Origin of the sequence: Marinobacter sp. F4216 (assembly GCF_019931195.1) — a bacterium.
GTDB classification, from domain to species: domain Bacteria; phylum Pseudomonadota; class Gammaproteobacteria; order Pseudomonadales; family Oleiphilaceae; genus Marinobacter; species Marinobacter suaedae.
Map to the genome: position 1 here is coordinate 490960 of NZ_JAIOUO010000003.1, position 19798 is coordinate 510757.

16 protein-coding genes and 1 pseudogene are annotated in these 19798 nt (G+C 57.5%); 6 read left to right on the forward strand and 11 right to left on the reverse strand.

Annotated features, from left to right (window positions below):
- Window positions 1-128 precede the first annotated feature (128 nt).
- Window positions 129-2018 (forward strand): annotated as a pseudogene (locus tag K8I84_RS07685) (DUF3604 domain-containing protein).
- A 39-nt stretch (window positions 2019-2057) separates the two neighbouring features.
- Here K8I84_RS07685 and K8I84_RS07690 read toward each other — a convergent pair.
- Window positions 2058-2369, reverse strand: a complete 312-nt coding sequence (locus K8I84_RS07690; RefSeq protein ID WP_223794157.1) for an AzlD family protein — start codon at window positions 2367-2369, stop codon at window positions 2058-2060.
- Window positions 2366-3109, reverse strand: coding sequence for an AzlC family ABC transporter permease (locus K8I84_RS07695; RefSeq protein ID WP_223794158.1), 744 nt, complete (start codon window positions 3107-3109; stop codon window positions 2366-2368). The genes K8I84_RS07690 and K8I84_RS07695 overlap by 4 nt, the downstream gene beginning before the upstream one ends.
- Window positions 3110-3696: 587 nt before the next feature.
- Between K8I84_RS07695 and K8I84_RS07700 the strand changes: the two genes are divergently transcribed.
- The 3 genes from K8I84_RS07700 to K8I84_RS07710 all read left to right on the forward strand — a co-directional run bounded on the left by K8I84_RS07700 (window position 3697) and on the right by K8I84_RS07710 (window position 9848).
- Window positions 3697-7185, forward strand: a complete 3489-nt coding sequence (locus K8I84_RS07700) for an indolepyruvate ferredoxin oxidoreductase family protein (protein ID WP_223794159.1) — start codon at window positions 3697-3699, stop codon at window positions 7183-7185.
- Window positions 7186-7251: 66 nt separating this feature from the next.
- Window positions 7252-8352 carry a Glu/Leu/Phe/Val family dehydrogenase gene (locus tag K8I84_RS07705; protein WP_223794160.1) on the forward strand — a complete coding sequence of 367 codons (1101 nt, stop codon included), beginning with the start codon at window positions 7252-7254 and terminating at the stop codon, window positions 8350-8352.
- Between the two features lie 83 nt (window positions 8353-8435).
- Window positions 8436-9848: a sodium-dependent transporter gene (locus tag K8I84_RS07710; RefSeq protein ID WP_223794161.1), complete on the forward strand. Its 1413-nt coding sequence runs from the start codon at window positions 8436-8438 to the stop codon at window positions 9846-9848.
- A gap of 173 nt (window positions 9849-10021) precedes the next feature.
- Here the strand turns inward: K8I84_RS07710 and K8I84_RS07715 are convergent, their stop codons facing one another.
- From K8I84_RS07715 to K8I84_RS07750, 8 genes are all read right to left on the reverse strand, one after another.
- Entirely contained in the window at window positions 10022-10501 is a 480-nt protein-coding gene (locus K8I84_RS07715; protein WP_223794162.1) for a GNAT family N-acetyltransferase, read from the reverse strand.
- 60 nt (window positions 10502-10561) lie between these two features.
- The gene (locus K8I84_RS07720) at window positions 10562-10987 is read right to left on the reverse strand and encodes a hypothetical protein (protein ID WP_223794163.1); all 426 of its coding nucleotides are present in this window, start codon (window positions 10985-10987) and stop codon (window positions 10562-10564) included.
- Between the two features lie 115 nt (window positions 10988-11102).
- Window positions 11103-11504, reverse strand: coding sequence for a GFA family protein (locus K8I84_RS07725; RefSeq protein WP_223794164.1), 402 nt, complete (start codon window positions 11502-11504; stop codon window positions 11103-11105).
- A 509-nt stretch (window positions 11505-12013) separates the two neighbouring features.
- A complete protein-coding gene (locus tag K8I84_RS07730; protein ID WP_223794165.1) occupies window positions 12014-12418 on the reverse strand; it encodes a hypothetical protein in 405 nt (134 codons plus the stop codon).
- A 545-nt stretch (window positions 12419-12963) separates the two neighbouring features.
- Window positions 12964-13869, reverse strand: a complete 906-nt coding sequence (locus tag K8I84_RS07735) for an NAD-dependent protein deacetylase (RefSeq protein ID WP_223794166.1) — start codon at window positions 13867-13869, stop codon at window positions 12964-12966.
- Between the two features lie 16 nt (window positions 13870-13885).
- Window positions 13886-14617 (reverse strand): spermidine synthase, encoded by a 732-nt coding sequence (locus tag K8I84_RS07740; RefSeq protein ID WP_223794167.1) that lies wholly within the window; start codon window positions 14615-14617, stop codon window positions 13886-13888.
- Window positions 14618-14792: 175 nt separating this feature from the next.
- Window positions 14793-15344 carry a DUF1415 domain-containing protein gene (locus tag K8I84_RS07745; RefSeq protein ID WP_223794168.1) on the reverse strand — a complete coding sequence of 184 codons (552 nt, stop codon included), beginning with the start codon at window positions 15342-15344 and terminating at the stop codon, window positions 14793-14795.
- A 166-nt stretch (window positions 15345-15510) separates the two neighbouring features.
- On the reverse strand, window positions 15511-17097 hold the full coding sequence (locus K8I84_RS07750; RefSeq protein ID WP_223794169.1) for an ABC-F family ATPase: 1587 nt from the start codon (window positions 17095-17097) through the stop codon (window positions 15511-15513).
- A gap of 191 nt (window positions 17098-17288) precedes the next feature.
- Here K8I84_RS07750 and K8I84_RS07755 point away from each other — a divergent pair, with 191 nt between their 5' ends.
- Window positions 17289-17567, forward strand: coding sequence for a peptidylprolyl isomerase (locus K8I84_RS07755; RefSeq protein WP_223794170.1), 279 nt, complete (start codon window positions 17289-17291; stop codon window positions 17565-17567).
- Complete coding sequence (locus tag K8I84_RS07760) at window positions 17567-18517, forward strand: succinyl-CoA synthetase subunit beta (RefSeq protein WP_223794171.1); 951 nt, start codon at window positions 17567-17569, stop codon at window positions 18515-18517. Before K8I84_RS07755 ends, K8I84_RS07760 begins: the two co-directional genes overlap by 1 nt.
- On the opposite strand, the gene K8I84_RS07765 is transcribed toward K8I84_RS07760, so the two are convergent.
- A complete protein-coding gene (locus K8I84_RS07765; RefSeq protein WP_223794172.1) occupies window positions 18504-19688 on the reverse strand; it encodes a M24 family metallopeptidase in 1185 nt (394 codons plus the stop codon). The two genes, K8I84_RS07760 and K8I84_RS07765, sit on opposite strands and share 14 nt — an antisense overlap.
- Window positions 19689-19798: the final 110 nt, after the last annotated feature.

Below are 19798 nucleotides of genomic sequence, written 5' to 3' on the forward strand. Positions count from 1 at the left end.
AAAAATTTCATTGCGTTTCCTCCTCCTCGCCTAAACTCTACAAAACTGAACCTGAGCAGAATCAAGTTAGTTGTCTGACTCTGCCTCTGTCGCCCGTTGTTGAAATGACATGGAGCTGAGGGGCAAACATGAATCCACTAACCATCTGGTTTGTTGCACCGCTTACTTTGGCGCTCGCTTCTGCGGCCGGCGCTCAGGAACACTTCTCGGAGAAAAACCCCGACCAAGTGTACTCACCTTATCCGGAACAGACCTTCCCTAACACGGTCTATTTTGGCGACACCCACCTTCACACATCCTACTCAGTGGATGCCGGGATGGCAGGCAACACGGTCACACCGGAAGGCGCTTATCGCTTTGCTCTGGGTTACGAAGTCGAAAGCAGCACCGGCCTGCGGGCCAAGCTCAAACGGCCGCTGGATTTTCTGGTGGTGGCGGATCATGCGGAAAATCTCGGCCTGGCACCGCTGATCGATAAAAGCGCGCCGGTGGTTTTAGACAACCCGCAAGCCAAGCGATACCACGACATGGTGAAAGCCGGAAACGGCTACGAGGCCTTCCTGGACTGGCTGAGTTATCAGGGCCGAGCAGAAGACCCCATCAAGGATCCGTCCATGTCCCGCACCGCCTGGAACGAAATCATTGCGATGGCGGAAAAGTACAACCAGCCGGGCAGTTTCACCGCGATCATTGGCTTTGAGTGGACCACGAACGTCGACGGCAACAACCTCCATCGCAATGTCCTTTTCCGGGGCGGCAAGGAGGCGGCTTCCCAGATCGTGCCGTTCTCTCAGTATGACAGCCGGGACCCGGAGGACCTCTGGGCCTGGATGTCAGAGTATGAAAAGAAGACAGGCGACAGAGCCCTCGCCATTCCCCACAACGGCAATCTGTCGAACGGAATGATGTTCGCGGCAACGACGTAAACCACGCAGGAGCCGCTGGATGCCGACTATGCCGATCGCCGGAGTGAATGGGAGCCTATAGTCGAGGTTATCCAGCCCAAAGGTTACGGTGAAGCCCATCCGTTTCTCTCGCCAAACGATGAGTTCGCAGATTTTGCCTTGATCGACGGTACCAATCTAAACGGCACTGAAGCCAAAACCGACGACATGCTGCAGTACGAGTACGCCCGAGAAGCCCTGAAGAGAGGACTGGCCTATGAGGAAGAGCTGGGTGAGAACCCTTTCAAATTTGGGATGATTGGCAGTACCGATGCTCATGGTGGCCTGGCCTCCACGGAAGAGAACAACTGGTTCGGCAAAGCCAACATCGTGGAACCCAGCCCGGAGCGCTGGAAAGATGTGCTGATCAAGTCGCCGGTCGACGACAGCCTTTCCATCAGCGCACTCAACCTCAACGCCTCTGGTTTGGCGGCAGTGTGGGCCCGAGAGAACACCCGGGAAGCGATATGGGATGCGTTCAAGCGCCGCGAGGTCTATGCGACCTCCGGCACCCGGATCCGGGTAAGGGTCTTTGGAGGCTTCGATTTCACCGAGGACGATCTTTATAAGTCGAATTTAGCCGAACACGCCTACGAACTCGGGGTTCCAATGGGTGGTGATCTGTCAGAGGCACCCGCGGGTAAATCGCCCGGGTTCCTGGTACGAGCACTGCGCGATCCGGATGGTGCCAATCTGGACCGAATACAGGTCATCAAGGGCTGGCTGGACGCTGAAGGCAAAACCCAAGAGCGGATCTACGATATCGCCGTTTCCGGCGATCGCACGGTCAACAACCAGGGCCGGGCAGAAGAACCCGTTGGTAACACGGTTGATGTTGATGATGCGAGCTACGATAACTCGATTGGTTCAGCCACTCTCGGAGCCTACTGGGAAGATCCGGACTTCGATCCGGATCGGCGGGCCTTTTATTATGTGCGCGTGATCGAGATCCCGACACCGACCTTCCTGGCCTATGACCGGAAATTCTATGGCCTAAAGGATGAGATGCCCGAGGATGCAACTTACGTGTCTCAGGAGCGGGCCATTACCAGTCCGATCTGGTACACCCCTTAATCCTAGCCTTCATGCAGTGAAACAGACGCAGAGACCAGATCACATCAGATAACGCACCAGACCGGCCGCCGCGATACCCGCGGCGATCGCCGGCAGGGGCTTTTTCAAAGCCAGCATCATGATGGCCGTAACGGAGAGCGCCGCCAGCGCGCCGGCATCCCCCGCAAACGCCATGGGAACCACAATCGCAATCAGCACCGAGCTGGCCATGGTGTTAATGAAGCTTTCCACCCTTGGGCTGATACGCAGGTAGGACATGATAAACACGCCCCCGAAACGGGTGGCGATAGTGACGGCGGTCATGATGGCAATGAGCGCCAATGTGCCGGCGGCGGTGGTTTCGATGGTCACTCGGAGTCACCTCCCGCATCCGCTTTTACGGCCGCAGGCTTTTCCAGCCAGAAGTAACCCACCAGTCCTCCAGCCAATGCACCCGCCACCACATGCGTGTGCGGAGGCAGCCACTTCCATGCAGCCAAGGAAGCCGCAGCCGCCACGGCCCAGGCTGTCAGGGTCCGAACCGATTTCTGCTTGCCGCCCAGAGCCATGGCCAACAGGAAACAGCCCAGCACCATGTCCAGCCCCAGAGTTTGAGGATCTGCCAGCAAGCCACCGAAGTAAACGCCCAACCAGGTACCGACAATCCAGGCCAGCCAGAGCACAAGGCCGCCCCCAAGTATGACCTCCAGGTTACGACGGCCATTCTGGTAATCCTGGGCCGACACGGCCCAGTTGGCATCGGTTAACAACAGCAGCACGCCATAGCGCTTGCCGGGGCTCAGGTCTTTGAGCATGGGGTACAGGGAGGCCCCCATCAGCAGGTGACGGGAGTTGATGGCAAACACCACCGCTATCAACGGCAGCACTGAAACCTCGCCATTCCACATATCAATGGCCGCAAACTGGGAAGCCCCCGCAAACACCGCCGAACTCATCAACAGTGCTTCCAGCGGAAGAATTCCTTTCTGGGTGGCCGCAAGACCAAAGGCAGCACCGAACGCCACCACGAACAGAGAGATGGGAAAGAGGCGGACAAACTCCTGACCGATCCGATGCGGCTGGAGTTGATAGGAAAACAAGGATGCAGTCATCACGGGACGTTATGTGAGATCACGTAGGGAGCGAATAGGTAAATGCCGAACTTTATCCCGACTCGATGGAACCAAACGGAAAAAACCAGTTACAAAATCGTTCGCAAAAATTATTTTTCCGTTTAACAGTGAGTTACAAAGCCCGCCCCGGAACATCGACCAATTGATTAACTTTTGTTCGTTGACCTCGCCAAAAAAAGTGAATAGCTTGTCGATCGTCCGGCCCCAAAAGGGCAAACCCGGAACACCGGGTGGACCAATGAAATCAGTGAACCGGCCAAAAGCCGGAAGACAACAACAAGATAGCCACTCAAGTCGTGATCCGGCCAGGTGGAAAGGATTTCAGTCATGTCAAAAACAACAGTCCTCGTACGTCCTACGGGCAGCCCTGCGTCTGCAGCACGCTCCCGGTTCCAACCGTTTCCAATGGCCGTCCCGGCCACCAGCTCTTCGAGTATCGATCGCCCCCGGGCCTGTATTTCGATTTAACGGCTACCTGACCAAAGCCTGAACTCGAACCGAATTCGCATCCGGCGCACTCTGACTCTGCGCCCGTGCCCTCATTTTGTCTGGAAACGGTGAACACCATGCAAGAGAAACAACTGCGTAACGCCAGTCTGAGCGATGTCTGGGAAAAAGAATCCGGCGCCGTCTACATGAACGGCAGTCAGGCGCTGGCACGCCTGCCCCTGCTTCAGGCCCAGCTCGACAAGGCCAACGGCCAGAACACCGCCGGCTTCATCTCCGGTTATCGCGGCTCGCCACTGGGCGGCTTCGACAAGGTCCTCTGGACCGCGCGCGACTACCTCAAACAGAAGAACATCCACTTCCTGCCGGGCATCAACGAAGACCTCGGCGCGACCGCCGTGTGGGGTTCCCAGCAGGTGAATATTTTCGAAGGCGCCGAGTACGATGGCGTCTTTGGTCTGTGGTACGGCAAGGGCCCGGGCGTTGACCGCACCGGAGACGTTTTCAAGCACGCCAATGCTGCAGGCACTTCCCGCTTTGGCGGTGTTCTGGCGGTAGCGGGCGACGACCATGCTTGCAAATCCTCCACCCTGCCTCACCAGAGCGACTACGCCTTCATGGATGCGGGCATGCCGGTACTGAACCCGGCCGGCATCCAGGACATTCTGGACATGGGCCTGTATGGCTGGGCCATGTCCCGCTTCAGCGGCTGCTGGGTCGGCTTCAAGGCACTGGCTGAAAACATGGATTCCTCCATTTCCGCCAATCTGGACCTGAGTCGCATCGATATCAAAATCCCCCGGGATTTCCAGATGCCCGAAGGCGGCCTGAACTCCCGCTGGCCGGACAAGCCCATGCAGCAGGAAGAACGCCTGCACCGCTTCAAGCTGGAAGCGGCCAAGGCCTTCTGCCGCGCCAACCGCCTGGACAAAACCGTTCTGTCCGCCAGCCAGCCCAAGCTCGGCATTGTGACCACCGGCAAGGCCTATCTGGACGTTATCCAGGCGCTGGCCGACCTGGGTCTGGGTGAGCAGGAACGTGAGGCCATTGGCCTGTCCGTCTACAAGGTGGCCATGCCCTGGCCGCTGGAGCCAGAGGGTATTTACGAATTCGCGTCCGGCCTGGAAGAAATTCTGGTGGTTGAGGAGAAACGCGGCCTGATCGAGGACCAGCTCAAGACCCAGCTCTACAGCTGGCAGGACGCTCAGCGCCCGCTGGTAATCGGCAAGTGCAACGAGAAAGGCGAAGAGCTGCTGCCGGTGATTTCCGAACTGACGCCGGCCATGGTGGCCCGTGCCATCGCCTCCCGCCTGGGTGACCGCGTATGTAACGACCAGCTGCATCGTCGCCTGAACTTCCTGACCGAAAAGGAAAACAGCCTGGCCCAGCCGAAAGATCGTCTGGACCGGACACCGCACTTCTGCTCCGGCTGCCCCCACAACACCTCTACCCAAGTGCCTGAAGGCAGCCGTGCCCTCGGCGGTATTGGTTGCCATTACATGGCCACCTGGATGGAACGGGGCACCGACACCTTTACCCAGATGGGCGGTGAAGGCGTCACCTGGCTTGGCCAGGCGCCGTTCACCAAAGAAAAGCACGTGTTCCAGAACCTGGGTGACGGCACCTATTTCCACTCTGGCCTGCTGGCCATCCGTGCCGCGATCGCCTCCGGTTCCAACATCACCTACAAGATTCTGTACAACGATGCGGTGGCCATGACCGGCGGTCAGCCGGTGGACGGCACCCTGACGGTTCAGCAGATCAGCCACCAGCTCTACGGTGAAGGTGTTCGCCGCATTGCGGTGGTGAGCGACGAGCCGGACAAGTACCCGTCCCGGGCGGATTTTGCCGATCGCACCACCTTCCACCACCGGGATGACCTGGATGCACTCCAGCGCGAAATGCGTGAGATCGAGGGCTGCTCCGTCATCATCTACGACCAGACCTGTGCCGCTGAGAAGCGTCGTCGCCGCAAGCGCGGCACCATGGAGGATCCGGATCAGCGCGTGATGATCCACTCCGATGTGTGCGAAGGCTGTGGTGATTGCGGCATCCAGTCCAACTGCCTGTCCATCCTGCCGAAGGAAACCGGGGAAGGCCGCAAGCGCACCATCGACCAGTCCGCCTGTAACAAGGACTTCTCGTGTGTGCGGGGCTTCTGCCCCAGCTTCGTCACCGTCAAGGGCGGCAAGCTGAAGAAGCCGGCCGGTGTCAGCGCTGATGTGGATTTCCCGGAACTCCCTGAGCCGGTGGCCGTGGATGGCAACAACCCTTACGGCATCCTGCTGACCGGCGTGGGCGGTACCGGTGTGGTGACCGTCAGTGCCCTGCTGGGTATGGCCGCGCACCTGGAAGGCAAAGGCGTATCGGTGCTGGACCAGACTGGCCTGGCGCAGAAGTTCGGCGCTGTGGTCAGCCACATCCGAATCAGCGACAAGCAGGAAGACATCCACGCCGTGCGCATCCCGGCCGGCGAAGCCGACCTGATGCTGGCGTTCGACCTGATGGTTGCGGCTACTGACGATGCCCTGGCCAAGCTGGACAACCGTTTCTCCCGCTGCGTGGTCAACGTGGAAGAAGCCATGCCGGCGGCCTTCACCCGTAACCCGGACATCCAGTTCCCGGGCGAGTCCATGGAGCAGAGCATCCGCGAAGCCTGCCGCGAAGACGGCGGCCACTTCCTGGACGCCGGCAAGCTCGCCAAGGCCCTGATGGGTGACAACATGGCGGTGAACCTGTTCACCGTTGGCTTCGCTTACCAGAAAGGCCTGCTGCCATTGAGCGCCGCTTCTATTGAGCGGGCCGTTGAGTTGAACAACGCCGCCGTTGAAAAGAACAAGCAGGCGTTCCTGTGGGGCCGCCGGGCGGCTCACGATCTGGACCGGGTCAAAGAGCTGGCCTTCCCGAAGCCCAAGGGCGACGTGGTGCAGATCATGGAAACCACCGACCAGCTGATCCGTCGCAAGATGGACTTCCTGACCGAGTACCAGAACGCTGCGCTGGCCAAGCGCTACGAGAAGCTGGTGCGCCAGGCGGAAACCCGCATTGCCAAGCAGCTGGGGAGTGACCCGGTACTGCTGCGCACCATCGCGGAAAACTACGCCAAGGTGCTCGCCTACAAGGACGAGTACGAAGTCGCGCGCCTGTTCAGCAACGGCAGCCTGCGCAAACAACTGGCGGAAGAGTTCGAGGGTGACGTGGAACTGGAGTTCAACCTGGCTCCGCCCATCTTCAGCCGCGCCAAAAACGGCGAGCGCCCCAAGAAGATCAAGTTCGGCCCCTGGATGGAAAAAGTGTTTGCCCTGCTCGCCAGAGCAAAAGGTCTGCGCGGCACGCCGCTGGATCCGTTTGGCTACACCGCCGATCGCCGCCTGGAACGCAAACTCATTCGCGAATACGAAGCCGATGTCAGCTGGGTACTGAAGCACCTGAGCAAGGACCACGCCGACGCCGCCCGTGCCCTGGCCAACCTGCCCGCGAAGATCCGCGGCTATGGCCCGGTGAAGGAAAAAGCCTATGAGGCCACCCGCAAGGAGCGGTCCCAGCTGCGAGCGGAGCTGAACCCGAACGCACGGGAACATCAACAAATCGCAAACGCTGCGGTCTAACAACAAGAACCAGCCACCGCAGGCCCCACAAGGGTAGCGGTGGCATTACGAGAAAGGTGAAACGACATGAACGTATTCAGCCATCCCGAATTCGACAACCATGAGCATCTGTCCTTTTTCTGTGATCCGGAAACCGGACTGAAAGCCATCGTTGCCGTTCACAACACCTCTCGCGGCCCTGCCCTCGGCGGCTGCCGGATGTTCCCCTACGCCTCGGACGAGGAAGCCCTGCGCGACGTACTGCGTCTGTCCAAGGGCATGACCTACAAGTCCGCCCTGGCCAACCTGGACCTGGGCGGCGGCAAGTCCGTGATCATCGGCGACCCACGCAAGCACAAGACCGAAGCGCTGCTGGAAGCCATGGGCAAGCACCTGGACGGCCTTGGCGGCCAGTACATTGCCGCCGAAGATTCCGGCACCAGCGTCGCGGACCTGAAAGTCATGGGCCGTCACACCCGGCACGTGGCCGGCATCGTTGAGCGCACGGGCATCGATGGTCGCCCGTGCAACGGTGATCCGTCACCGGCGACCGCCTACGGTACCTTCATCGGCCTGAAGGCGGCGGTGAAGCACAAGCTTGGCCGTGACGACCTGAACGGTCTGAAAGTCGCCATTCAGGGTATCGGCAACGTGGGCTTCCGCCTGGCCAAGCATCTGGCCGAGGCCGGTGCCCAGCTGTGGGTGTACGACATCCATGAGGACAACATGAAGCGTGCGGTAGACGAACTGGGTGCCAAGCCGGCTGCGGCTGAGGACATCCTGACCCTGCCGGTGGACGTGATCGCGCCCTGTGCCATGGGTGCCGTCCTGAACGACAACAGCATCCCCGAGATCAAGGCCTCTGTGATCGCCGGTGCAGCCAACAACCTGCTGGAGCGTCCGGATCACGACCAGGCCCTGAAAGACCGTGGCATTCTGTATGCCCCGGATTACGCAATCAATGCCGGCGGCATTATCGATGTGTTCTACGAGCGCACTTCCGGCTCCGCCGAGAAGTCCCGCGCCCACGTGGAAACCATCGGTGACACCCTGGCGGAGATCTTCCGTCGCTCCGACGACAGCGGCCGCCCGACGGGCGCGATCGCCAATGAACTCGCTGAAGAGCGATTCAAGAAGCACGTTGCCCGTGTCAGCACCCTGCCCGAGCGCCTCGCTCGCGCAGGCTAATCACCGGTAACTAAATCTTTGAGGCTGTGTCCGTCACAGCCTCTGTTTCCCCCTACAAAAACAAGTACTAGCAGGAGACATTTATGTCCGTTTCACAATCCGGCAGCACTACCTATACCGGAGCGCAGGAAGGCGCCAATGCCGCGCGTGGCCTCTGGTCCTCACGCCTGGCCTTTATCCTGGCGGCCACCGGTTCCGCGGTAGGCCTTGGTAACATCTGGAAGTTCCCCTACATCACCGGTGAACACGGTGGCGGTGCGTTTGTCCTGGTTTATCTGCTCTGTATTGCGGTAGTCGGTATCCCCATCATGATGGGTGAAGTGCTGATTGGTCGCCGTGGCGGTCGCAGCCCGGTGAACAGCATTCGCTTGATCGCCGAGCGCGACAAACTCAACCCCATGTGGCGCATGATCGGTGCCGTGGGTGTACTCGCCGGCTTCCTGATCCTGTCCTTCTACTCCGTGATTGGCGGCTGGGCTGCCTCCTACGTTGGCACGGCGGCCAGCGGCCAGCTGGTGGGCCAGTCCGCGGACGCCATCGGCGCCATCTTCTCCGGCCTGCTGAGCGACCCGCTCACCCTGCTGATGTGGCATACCGTATTCATGGCGCTGGTCATGGTGGTGGTAGCCCGCGGCGTTCGTTCTGGTCTTGAGCGTGCTGTCAGCATCCTGATGCCCGGCCTGTTCGTGCTGCTGCTGATGGTGGTTGGCTATGCCATGACCACCGGTGAGTTTGGCCGTGCAGCGGCGTTCCTCTTCCAGCCGGACTTCTCCAAGCTGACCACCTCCGGTGTTCTGGTTGCCCTTGGCCACGCCTTCTTCACCCTCAGCCTGGGTATGGCGGTGATGATGGCCTACGGCTCTTACCTGCCGAAGAAAGTGTCCATCGCCAAGACCTCCATCACCGTGTCCATCATCGACACCGGTGTGGCGCTTCTGGCTGGCCTGGCGATCTTCCCGATCGTGTTCGCCAACGGCCTGGAGCCGGGCGCTGGTCCTGGCCTGATCTTCCAGACCCTGCCGCTGGCGTTTGGCCAGATGCCGATGGGCAGCCTGTTCGGCACCCTGTTCTTCGTGCTGCTGATCTTCGCCGCATGGACGTCTGGCATCTCCCTGCTGGAGCCGATTGTTGAGTGGCTGGAAGAGCAAAAAGGCATGAACCGCACCGTGAGCACCCTGGGTGCTGGCCTGGTGTGCTGGGCGCTGGGTATTGCGTCGATCCTGTCGCTGAACCTGTGGTCCGACTTCACACCGCTGGGCGCGTTCGCCATGTTCGAAGGCAAGACCATCTTCGACCTGCTCGACTTCTTCACCGCCAACATCCTGCTGCCGCTGGGTGGCCTGATGGTCGCTGTCTTCGTCGGCTGGGTCATGTCCAGCCAGGCTGTGAAGAACGAGCTGTCACTGTCCGAACCGATGTTCCGTCTGTGGTACACCACTGTTCGGTACTTCACCCCGGTCGCGGTTGCAGCGGTGTTTATCTACAACCTGCTGTAAGCCTCCCGGCCATGAAAAAGCCCGCTTTCGAGCGGGCTTTTTTGATTGGGCTGACGCGGTAAATGTTTCGGTTCGAATGGTCATGTCACCATCACGTCGCCGAGAACTGACTCAATAAATTGGCTGCTCGGGTCGCAAAGCGGGCATTCGGATCTGAGCGGCACAGTCACTTGTTAAATGGTCTTTCGGTATACAACCTCGTGAGCCTCATAACCACGTTTTTCGTAAAACCGCCGTGCAACCTCGTTCGCCCGCAATACCGACAACTTGATGATCGACAAGCTGAGCGACTTACAAAAACCCTCTGCCAGACTCAAGAGTTCGCTCGCAACGCCCGAACCTCGGTGAGTCTCTGCGACCACGAAATCAGTGACCAAACCAAATTGCCGATACTGCTCGTAAACGTGCTGCGTGCCCTCGTGCTCGTGGTCGAGAAACACCACGATAAGACCAACCACCCTCTCCGCATCTAAGGCTATGAATATCTTCCCAACCGCCCGAGCACAAGCCAAAACCAGATAGTCGAGCTGAGCCGCTGAAACCTCTGACGCAGGCGGACGATCATTGCTAATTGCTCGCTCATGCTCCTGCAACTGGCACATCAACTCTATTGCCGACAGCCTATATCTGGACTCGTACTCGGTATAAGTCATAACCACTTAACGCTGAACGCACCGGCGGCCGCTTTCAGGCTGTCCAAGTGCCGTGACTTGTTAGGAATCGGTTGCACAGAGTGCCACAACTTTTTTGAGTTTCATGTTTCGAAACACGCTCTCACTATGAGCGTAGGAATTCTTAACAGCAGAGACTTGAGCACTTCCCGCATTACTTTTAGAGGTGCCGGTTCCCTGAACTCCGACAGGAATTTGTACGCTCATTGCGACCTGCTGCTCGAATTCTGAGACAGACCTGAGCTCAATAAGAGGCGTAGTAGATGTCGGGCCAAGAGTTTCATCGCAAACTTCTGCAATGTAGGAAAGTATTCTCTCATTGCTGTTGTCTGCCTCATCGACATACGTAACCTGGACTCCCTCAGGTAGCGGTTCAGTGCGATAACCAAGAACGCCGTCGTACGATCTTGGCCCCATTGCACAACCCGAGACTAGAAGAGTGAGCACTATGAAGTGATGGATTCTCATGTTGATGACTTCCCTGTATTTAATCCCTAACGCCTGCATAAGCGGCGCCCGACTAGGGCGTCCGGTGGAGGCCCATCGGTCCGGAACGAATTTAATGCACTGGTTATGTGGTGGTTCACGTTGGCAGCCCCTCAAACTTCGGTACCTCCGCCAACCACTCATCCCAAACGGCTTTGCTGGATGAGAATATATGCGCCGTTGGCAACATCGTTAATTGAGAATCCAAACACCCTGCGGGAACAACGACTAAACCCGCGACTGGCGAATTCGGCAATGCTGAACCACACAACTTACAAAAGCTCCGGCTATGACGAGTACCTGGAAGCGTAAAGGAGGTCACGGTATCTGCACCCGATTGCCAGACCAATTTAGCAGAATGCGAGAATAAATTTGCCGCATGGGCCGAGCCCGTATCTTTTTGGCAATGCCGACAATGGCACAGGTAGAAGCTATCGAATTCACCTTTGACCTGAAAGCTCACCGTGCCGCACAGACAAGAACCGAAATGATCAGTCATCAGAACCTCTTCTGTGGCCTAGAGGTGAAATGCACCTAACGCTTGCATAAACGGCGCCCGACTAGGGCGTCCGGTGGAGGCCCATCGGGCCGGAACAGATTTAATGCACTTGTTAGAACAGTACTACCCATGACGAATGGGCGCTGTGAAGTAGGAAGAAATAACAAAGATCAGAAGCCCGAAAATTACAGAAGCCACCACGACCTCAGGGCTAAACCCGCCAAAGATCTTCCCCAAAAAATATCCACCTGTAGAGCCAATTCCAAAAGAAGCCCACATACTGGCCCCACCCTGTACCGAGATAGTTGATTTACAGTGAGGGCATTCGATGGCCTTCTGCTCGGATGGAGTAAGCCTCTGACGAATCAGATTGAAATACGGCAGGGTTTCAGAGCAATAGGGACAGGTTTTGATACTGCTACCTCACGTTCTAACGCCAGCCATAAGCGGCGCCCTGAAAAGGGCGTCCGGTGGAGGGCCATCGGCCCGAAACAACCTTAATGGCCTTGTTAGGTCCCATCCCGGAGACTCCCAATAAATGCTTTGAGCTCATCCCGGATATACCACGATCCGCCCAGCATTATGGCACCCGCTATTAATGAGAAATGGAATACAAGCAAAGCGAATGCCGCAAAGAAAGCCCAAAGAGCATACTTGGTCAAGTTCCTTACCCTTTCAGCCCCGAGGGCAGCTTCGATTTTCTTTGCCGGAGTTTGGTCCTCAATAAGGTAGGCGTGCGCAAATGTGAAACCAGCAAAAACTGGGAGAAGGCCAGCAAACAGACAAGTTGCGAGGAAAAGTAGAAGCGAATCAGATACAGGCTGGTTCGAGCTCAGCAAAGCCAAAAAGTAGGTCACGCATGCCCCTGTGAATGCGCCATACAGCCACTTTAGCTGTTCAACTTTATGCTTCATTACTCACTACTCCCTGTGAACCTAACAGCTTATTAGTTTGAATTCGCATTAAACCGCAACGCCATCGCCCCGTCCAAACCTAGATCACAGCGCCAATTCCTAATCTAATTCATAGAGATAGAGAAACACCAGGACGGATTTTCCGCCGTCCCGTCCTGCAAAAAATGTGCATCGCGCTAAACGTGCAAGCTCGTGCAAGTTAAAACCAAGCCCTAGAGATTTTTGCACATTAAAACATAGAGTTACAGAGACCCCTCGGGAAAAACGTGCACGCCCTGCAAATAAAACCGCACGAAATTGGCCGATTATGAGCGAATTACATTATACGCCCGGTAAAGCTACAGACGGGTTTGTGTGCCGAATTCGCTACTCAGAATCAGGTCTGCCGTTCGAGTTTTTGAAATCGTGAAGGAAGGAATTTCTGTCCGTCTCAGTGAAGAAAAACGGGGGCCCAGGGTGCAATGCGAATGTCCGCTTTTCTTTATTCAGTTCGAAAATGGAGGGACGGCCAAAATATGGTTACAAGAACACGAAGGAGGCTGCTGTCACGAAAGCGCAGGCAGTGACGCTTCCAGGGTCTCGGCAATGCGTGCATTAAGCTTGAGATCCGCCAGATCATCTGCCCGCGTCCGGCCAAGATTCAGCGTTGCGATGGGTTTTCCCCACTCCTTTGCGTACCGACAAAACCGAAATCCGGAGTACACCATCAACGAGGAACCCACGACCAGCAAACCGTCACTCTCGCGCAGACTATCGAGTGCGGCATCAACTCGCTGCTTCGGCACGAAATCCCCGAAGAACACCACGTCCGGTTTCAGGATGCCCGCGCACTGGGGGCAGTCTGCGGGTTTGAAATCGGAGAAGTCCACATCCAGGTCGGCATCCCCGTCTGGCGCGGTCGCGGCCTGGTACTGCCGGAAGCGCGGGTTGAGTGTGTCGCATTGGTTGTGCACCTCATCCCGGGAACACCGGAACCCGCACCCCATGCAGATCACCTCATCCGCCCGGCCGTGCAGGTCAACGACACCCTGGGTGCCCGCCTTCTGGTGCAGCCGGTCGACATTTTGTGTGACCACCAGGCTGGTGTGATTGAGCAGTTCCAGTTGGGCGATGTGGTGATGCGACGGGTTAGGCGAGGCATTGCGCATAACCGGCCAACCGATCAGGCTCCGGCCCCAGTAGCGCTGCCGGGTTTCAAAGCTTTCCATAAAGGCCTGGTGCTGCACCGGTTGCTTGCGTTTCCAGGCACCGTCGCCATCGCGGTAATCGGGGATGCCCGAATCGGTACTCACACCCGCCCCGGTAAGCACCAGTAGCCTGGGGTGCTTTCGAATGAAATCCACCAGCATGTCCCCGGCCTGTTCCGGCTCATGTTGCACCGGCACCTCATCGGTCTCCGGCAATCGCTGGCTGGTACTGAAAGGTCGGGTGCGATGGGTCATCACAGGCATAGGCCTCCCGGTTTTGTTAGCCCGGTTTTCGGGCCACGTATACGGTATTAAACGATTCCCTGTTCTGAAACGGATTAAAAAAGGTCACCACGTGGCAGGCCACATCGGTAAACACCTCCCGCAGAACTGCCATGAATTCCTCATCTTCCCCTTCGTTGGACCACATGGCAAAAATACCCTGGGGTTTGATCTGCCGGGCCATCTGGCGAATGTTGTTTACGGTATAGAAGCTGGCATTGGAATCGTGCAGCAGAGCCCGGGGTGAGTGATCGATGTCCAATAGAATGGCATCGAAGGTTTTTCCGGGCGACTCGGGATCGAAACCACCTTCTGCAGGTTCGGCTATCGCCAGATCAAAGAAGCTCCCATGCACGTAGCGGCTGCGGGCATCGGCGTTTATATCCTTTCCCAATGGCACCAGTTCCTTTTGGTGCCAGCGAATGACCGGCTCCAGGTACTCGACAATCAGCAGCTCCCCCACCCGTTCGTGCTTGAGCGCAGCCACGGCGGTATACCCAAGGCCCAGACCACCAACGACCACACTTAGGTTATCGCCCGGGGTTGCATTCAGGCCGATGTCGGACAGCGCCACTTCGGCGTCCACGAACATGCTGGACATCAGGAACTCTTCGCCGAGCTTCACTTCGAAAATATCCCGGTTACCGATCGCCGGAATCCGGCGCCGACGCAGGGTGATCTCTCCGATTTCGGAGGGCTGGCTGTCAATTTGCTCGAAAAGAAGTCCCAAAGTTGTGCCTCTATCTTGTCAGGGTGAAGGTGCGGCCGCTCGACCGATGCGGGTGTGGGTGGGTAGTCCGTGCCAAAACTGTGCGGAGCCATGGATGGCGGAGCTCAAGCGTCACAGGGATGTGCTTGAGCGGGTTTTGGCAGGGACTACCCACCCGCCCAACCCAGCCATCGAGTTACTCCGAAACCTTCAAACAACCGAGCAGGATATTCCGCATTTTCTCGGCGCCGAGATTTTCCATCAGCTCAATATTTCTCTCAGGGATCCCATCCACATCCGGGTAGCCATCAATGGCCGCCTCCAGACTGGCTTCCCGCAACAGGTGAAGCATCGGGTACGGAGACCGATTGGTGTAATTCTCCGCAGCTTCCGGTTCCGTTCCTTCGAACTGGTAGTCCGGGTGGAAACTGGCGATCTGGTATACGCCTTCCATCTCAAGGTACGCGAGTAGCCCGTCAGCCGCATCCAGGAATTCATTGTAGGGTCCGAATGCCTGCAATACATCCGGGTGGATCAGCAGGGTGGTTTCAATCTCCGGCTCATCGTCCAGGCGGCGAAGCTCAGCATGCAACGCCTGCAGCAACGCATCTTCATCACTGGCATCGGAAACCACAAATCGAACCCGGTTCCGGACCAGCTCGCGCTTGGCAAACGGACACAGGTTGTAGCCGACCACCACGTCTTCGACCCATTGTCGGGTTGCTGAAACTACGGCCGATTCGTTCAAATTCAAATCCCCTTTTTGCTGGTATTGGCCGGACCCAGATTGGACGAGCGAATAGTGCTGTCCAAAACTGTGCGGAGCCATGAATGGCGGAGCCCAAGCGTCACAGGGATGTGCTTGAGCGTGTTTTGGACAGCACTATTCGCTCGGCCACCCCCAAATTCATCTATCAAAAGTAACCCTGACTCCGCAGATAATCATCATAGGAACCACTAAAGTCCGTTACCCCGTCGGCTCTCAACTCAATAATTCGCGTCGCCAACGACGAAACAAACTCCCGGTCATGGCTCACAAAAATCAGCGTACCCGGGTAATTTTCCAGCGCGAGGTTCAGCGCCTCAATGGATTCCATATCCAGGTGGTTGGTCGGCTCGTCCATCAGCAACACATTCGGTTTCTGCAGGATCAGCTTGCCAAACAGCATGCGCCCCTGTTCACCACCGGAAAGAACCTGCACGGATTTGCCGATGTCATCACCGGAAAACAGCATACGACCCAAGGTGCCACGAACCAGCTGCTCACCGCCCTTGGTCCACTGGGCCATCCAGTCAGTCAGCGTTTCATCGGCAGCAAAATCCGCGGTGTGATCCTGGTTGAAGTATCCAACCTCGGCGCTGTCCGTCCATTTCACTTCCCCACTGTCTGGCTCATAGGCGCCCGCCAAGCACTGCAACAATGTGGTTTTGCCAATGCCGTTCGGGCCGATGATAGCAACCCGCTCGCCGGCCTCGATTTGAAGGTTCAGTTTGTTGAACAACGATTCGCCGTCGAAGCCCTTGCTCAGGTCCTTGAGCGTGACCGCCTGGCGATGCAGTTTCTTACCCTGTTCGAAACGGATAAACGGACTGACGCGGCTGGAGGGTTTCACCTCTTCCAGCTGGATTTTATCGATCTGGCGCGCCCGGGACGTGGCCTGCTTGGCCTTGGAGGCATTGGCCGAGAATCGGCTGACAAACTGCTGAAGCTCGGCAATCTGGGCCTTTTTCTTGGCGTTGTCCGCCAGCATACGCTCACGAGCCTGAGTTGCTGCAGTCATGTACTCATCGTAGTTACCTGGAAACAGGCGCAACTCGCCATAATCCAGGTCCGCCATGTGTGTACACACGCTATTCAGGAAGTGACGGTCGTGGGAGATGATAATCATGGTGCTGTTGCGCGACACCAGGATGTTCTCCAGCCAGCGAATCGTATTGATATCAAGGTGGTTCGTGGGCTCGTCCAGCAACAATACATCTGGGTCAGAGAACAGCGCCTGGGCCAGCAACACACGCAGTTTCCAGCCCGGTGCCAGGGCACTCATCGGCCCATTGTGCTCCTCCAGCGGAATATCCAGGCCGAGCAACAACTCACCCGCACGGGATTCGGCGGTGTAACCGTCCATTTCGGCGAACTGGACTTCGAGGTCGGCCACGGCCATGCCGTCTTCCTCGCTCATTTCAGCCAGGGAATAAATACGGTCCCGCTCATTTTTCACCCGCCAGAGCTCTTCGTGGCCCATAATCACGGTATCCATCACCGTGAACTCTTCATAGGCGAACTGGTCCTGGCGCAGCTTGCCCAGCCGGCTGTTCGGCTCCAGCATCACCTGGCCAGCGGAGGGTTCAAGATCGCCACCGAGGATTTTCATCAGCGTGGATTTTCCGCAGCCGTTGGCCCCAATGAGGCCGTAACGGTTGCCATTGCCAAACTTGGCAGACACATTTTCAAAGAGGGGCCTGGCCCCGAACTGCATGGTGATGTTGGCGGTGGAGATCAAGAAAAAACCTATAGGAGTAAAGGGCGGCCGTGCTTGAACAAACAGGCACCTGCGGGAAAAGGCGGCATTGTACAGGTTTGCGGTTTCAACCGTGAGACAGCAAAAGCACGGATAAAAAGAGCTTGCCTCGAAGCGAGGGGCACGGCAGCATTCCCGTTCCGAAGTACCCATACACAGAAAGGAGACCAACCATGGCACAGGCCACTGCACGTCACATTCTCGTAGACAGCGAAGCCAAATGCGAAGAACTGAAGAAAGCCATTGAAGGTGGTCAGGACTTCGCCGAAGTGGCGAAACAACACTCTTCCTGCCCGTCCGGCCGTAACGGCGGCGAACTGGGCAGCTTCGGCCCGGGCCAGATGGTTCCGGAGTTCGACAAGGCGGTGTTCAACAGCGAACTGAACACAGTGATCGGGCCGATCAAGACCCAATTCGGCTATCACCTGCTGGAAGTAACCAGCCGCAGCTAATGGAAGCGGTGTCTTCCCCGAACCGACCAGGCTGGCTGGGGCCTCGTTCCCTGGCCTTCCTGGTTGTTCTGATTGTTACTCCCTTACTGTTTTTCGGTGGCCCCGATTGGTTCAATGGCCCGTTCGGAAGCGCCGTCTGGAATCTGGGGCACATTGGTTTCTTCGGTCTGGTGACACTGGCCGCCCATCCCTGGCGACGGCTGAGCGGCTGGCAGTTATGGATTTTGCCAACGGTCGTGGTGCTGCTGATCGGTGGTGCTATTGAGGTAATCCAGTCGGATATGGGTCGCGAGGCCAGCTGGCACGATATGCTGCGAAACCTCATCGGCGTCTGGTTTGTGCTTGCCTGGCACCCTCTGCTGGATGAGAACAGATCAGCCAGTCCCACGACGCCGCCCGCCCTGATCATTGCCAGCACGCTGCTGCTTCTGTTCGAACTGGGAACCACTGCCGCTGTTGGCGTCCAGCAGTTTAAGGTCGCACACCAGTTACCACTGCTGTACGACTTCCGCCACGACGACCCCACTCCCTACTGGTACGGGGAATTAACACCATCCCAGGAACACGCCAGCCCCCATGGACAGAGCCTTCGGCTCGATTTTGACACCAAGCTTTACTCCGGCGGTTCGCTCAGTAACCTCCCTTCAGATTGGCGCGACTACGAGCAGCTGAGCATGACGCTGTTCAATCCCAACGCACATCCTCTTCAGATGACCCTGAGAATCAACGACTGGACTCACTCGCTTGGCAACAACGCCCACAGCGATCGGTACAACATCCGGTTGACACTGCAACCCGGTTCTCAAACCTTCACTATTGAGCTGGACGATATCGAAAAGGCACCGCGCACGCGGCGAATGGAAATGGACAACATATCCCAATTCAAGGTGTTCGTATCCCGGTTGCCTGAGCCTGCCACCATCTACATTCAGGACCTCAGGCTGGAGTAAGCGTCCACGGGTTGTCGGTCAGCACTTCCGTTCCCTGATCCGTGACCAGGATGGTTTCGCTGCAGCCAATCCCCCACTGACCGGGAATACGCAAACAGATAGGCAGATGGAAGACCATGCCCGGCTTGAACGTCGTATTGCCTCCACGGGCGATAAAACCGGACCCCTCGACCCAGGAAGGTGGGAACTGAGCCCCCACGGTGTATCCAAACACCCCGGAAAAAAACACCTTGTCGCCCAGCGGCGCCAGGGCCCTATCCGCAGCCTGCGCGGCTGACTCGAACGTGTTACCCGGTTTAACGGCCGTCAGAAGCGTGTCCACCACTTTACGGCATCCTTCGAACACCCGCTGCATCTCGGCCGAGGGTTTGCCTGCAATGACGGTTTGCATCATCGGTGCCGTGTACCGATGCCAGGCGGCACCAAATTCCAGGAACACGGGCTCGTCGGGTTCAATCGGGCAACGCTTGTGGTTGGTGTGAATCACGCTGCTGCGCATGCCCGTGGTCACGATGGGTTGCATGCTCATGAATTCACTGCCCGCATCCAGCAACGCCCGAGCCCCGGCAGCGGCCACTTCGTTATCGGTGATTCCCGGGCGAACGCTGGCAACCGCAGCCCTCAAGCCCTCCGCCGTTACGCTGGCACTGCGACGAAGGAAGGCAATCTCCCTCTCGGATTTGACGATCCGGACTTTTTTCACCAGCCCGCCAGCGTCCACGAAACGAACACCCGGCAACCGGGCTTTCAGCCCTTCCACAACCCCGAGGCGCAAAGAGCCGTGCCACGCATCGATACCAACGGTGTCCGCGGCGTCGCTCAACGCATCGATCAGGGGCAGCATCACTTCCCCAATGCCTTCCCAGCGGTAACCGGTCACATTGTCCACACGAGTGGTCACGATGGCCGGGCCCATCTCGATGGAAGGTACCTGAAGCAGCAGAGAGGAGGCGGTAACAACCAGCGCGATATGCACAGAAACTTCGAAGGTGCTGTAGCCGGTCAGGTAGAAGATATCGGAGCTGTCAGTCAGCAGGAGTGCATCGATGTCATCGGCTTCCATCAACTGACGGACGCGCGCAAGCCGATGATCATACTCCTCTGGCGGAAAGGGACATTCGCTTCCCCTGGACAGGAGAGTCAGAGCCTTCTGGTACGCGTTGAAATCCATGACAGCAACTCCACCGTTGCACATGTGTATAACATGGACCCAAATTCGGATCCGAACAAATTTTTGCTCAAATTCTTTCACCAATCCGTTGGTGTGAGTGGGTTGACAAG

Bases quoted from the DNA above. Each gene is read 5' to 3' on its own strand.
- K8I84_RS07725 (WP_223794164.1), bottom strand. From the start codon at position 11,504: ATGACTGATCATTTCGGTTCTTGTCTGTGCGGCACGGTGAGCTTTCAG.
- K8I84_RS07710 (WP_223794161.1), top strand. From the start codon at position 8,436: ATGTCCGTTTCACAATCCGGCAGCACTACCTATACCGGAGCGCAGGAA.
- K8I84_RS07760 (WP_223794171.1), top strand. From the start codon at position 17,567: ATGGAAGCGGTGTCTTCCCCGAACCGACCAGGCTGGCTGGGGCCTCGT.
- K8I84_RS07715 (WP_223794162.1), bottom strand. From the start codon at position 10,501: ATGACTTATACCGAGTACGAGTCCAGATATAGGCTGTCGGCAATAGAG.
- K8I84_RS07700 (WP_223794159.1), top strand. From the start codon at position 3,697: ATGCAAGAGAAACAACTGCGTAACGCCAGTCTGAGCGATGTCTGGGAA.
- K8I84_RS07695 (WP_223794158.1), bottom strand. From the start codon at position 3,109: ATGACTGCATCCTTGTTTTCCTATCAACTCCAGCCGCATCGGATCGGT.
- K8I84_RS07755 (WP_223794170.1), top strand. From the start codon at position 17,289: ATGGCACAGGCCACTGCACGTCACATTCTCGTAGACAGCGAAGCCAAA.
- K8I84_RS07765 (WP_223794172.1), bottom strand. From the start codon at position 19,688: ATGGATTTCAACGCGTACCAGAAGGCTCTGACTCTCCTGTCCAGGGGA.
- K8I84_RS07730 (WP_223794165.1), bottom strand. From the start codon at position 12,418: ATGAAGCATAAAGTTGAACAGCTAAAGTGGCTGTATGGCGCATTCACA.
- K8I84_RS07735 (WP_223794166.1), bottom strand. From the start codon at position 13,869: ATGCCTGTGATGACCCATCGCACCCGACCTTTCAGTACCAGCCAGCGA.
- K8I84_RS07720 (WP_223794163.1), bottom strand. From the start codon at position 10,987: ATGAGAATCCATCACTTCATAGTGCTCACTCTTCTAGTCTCGGGTTGT.
- K8I84_RS07705 (WP_223794160.1), top strand. From the start codon at position 7,252: ATGAACGTATTCAGCCATCCCGAATTCGACAACCATGAGCATCTGTCC.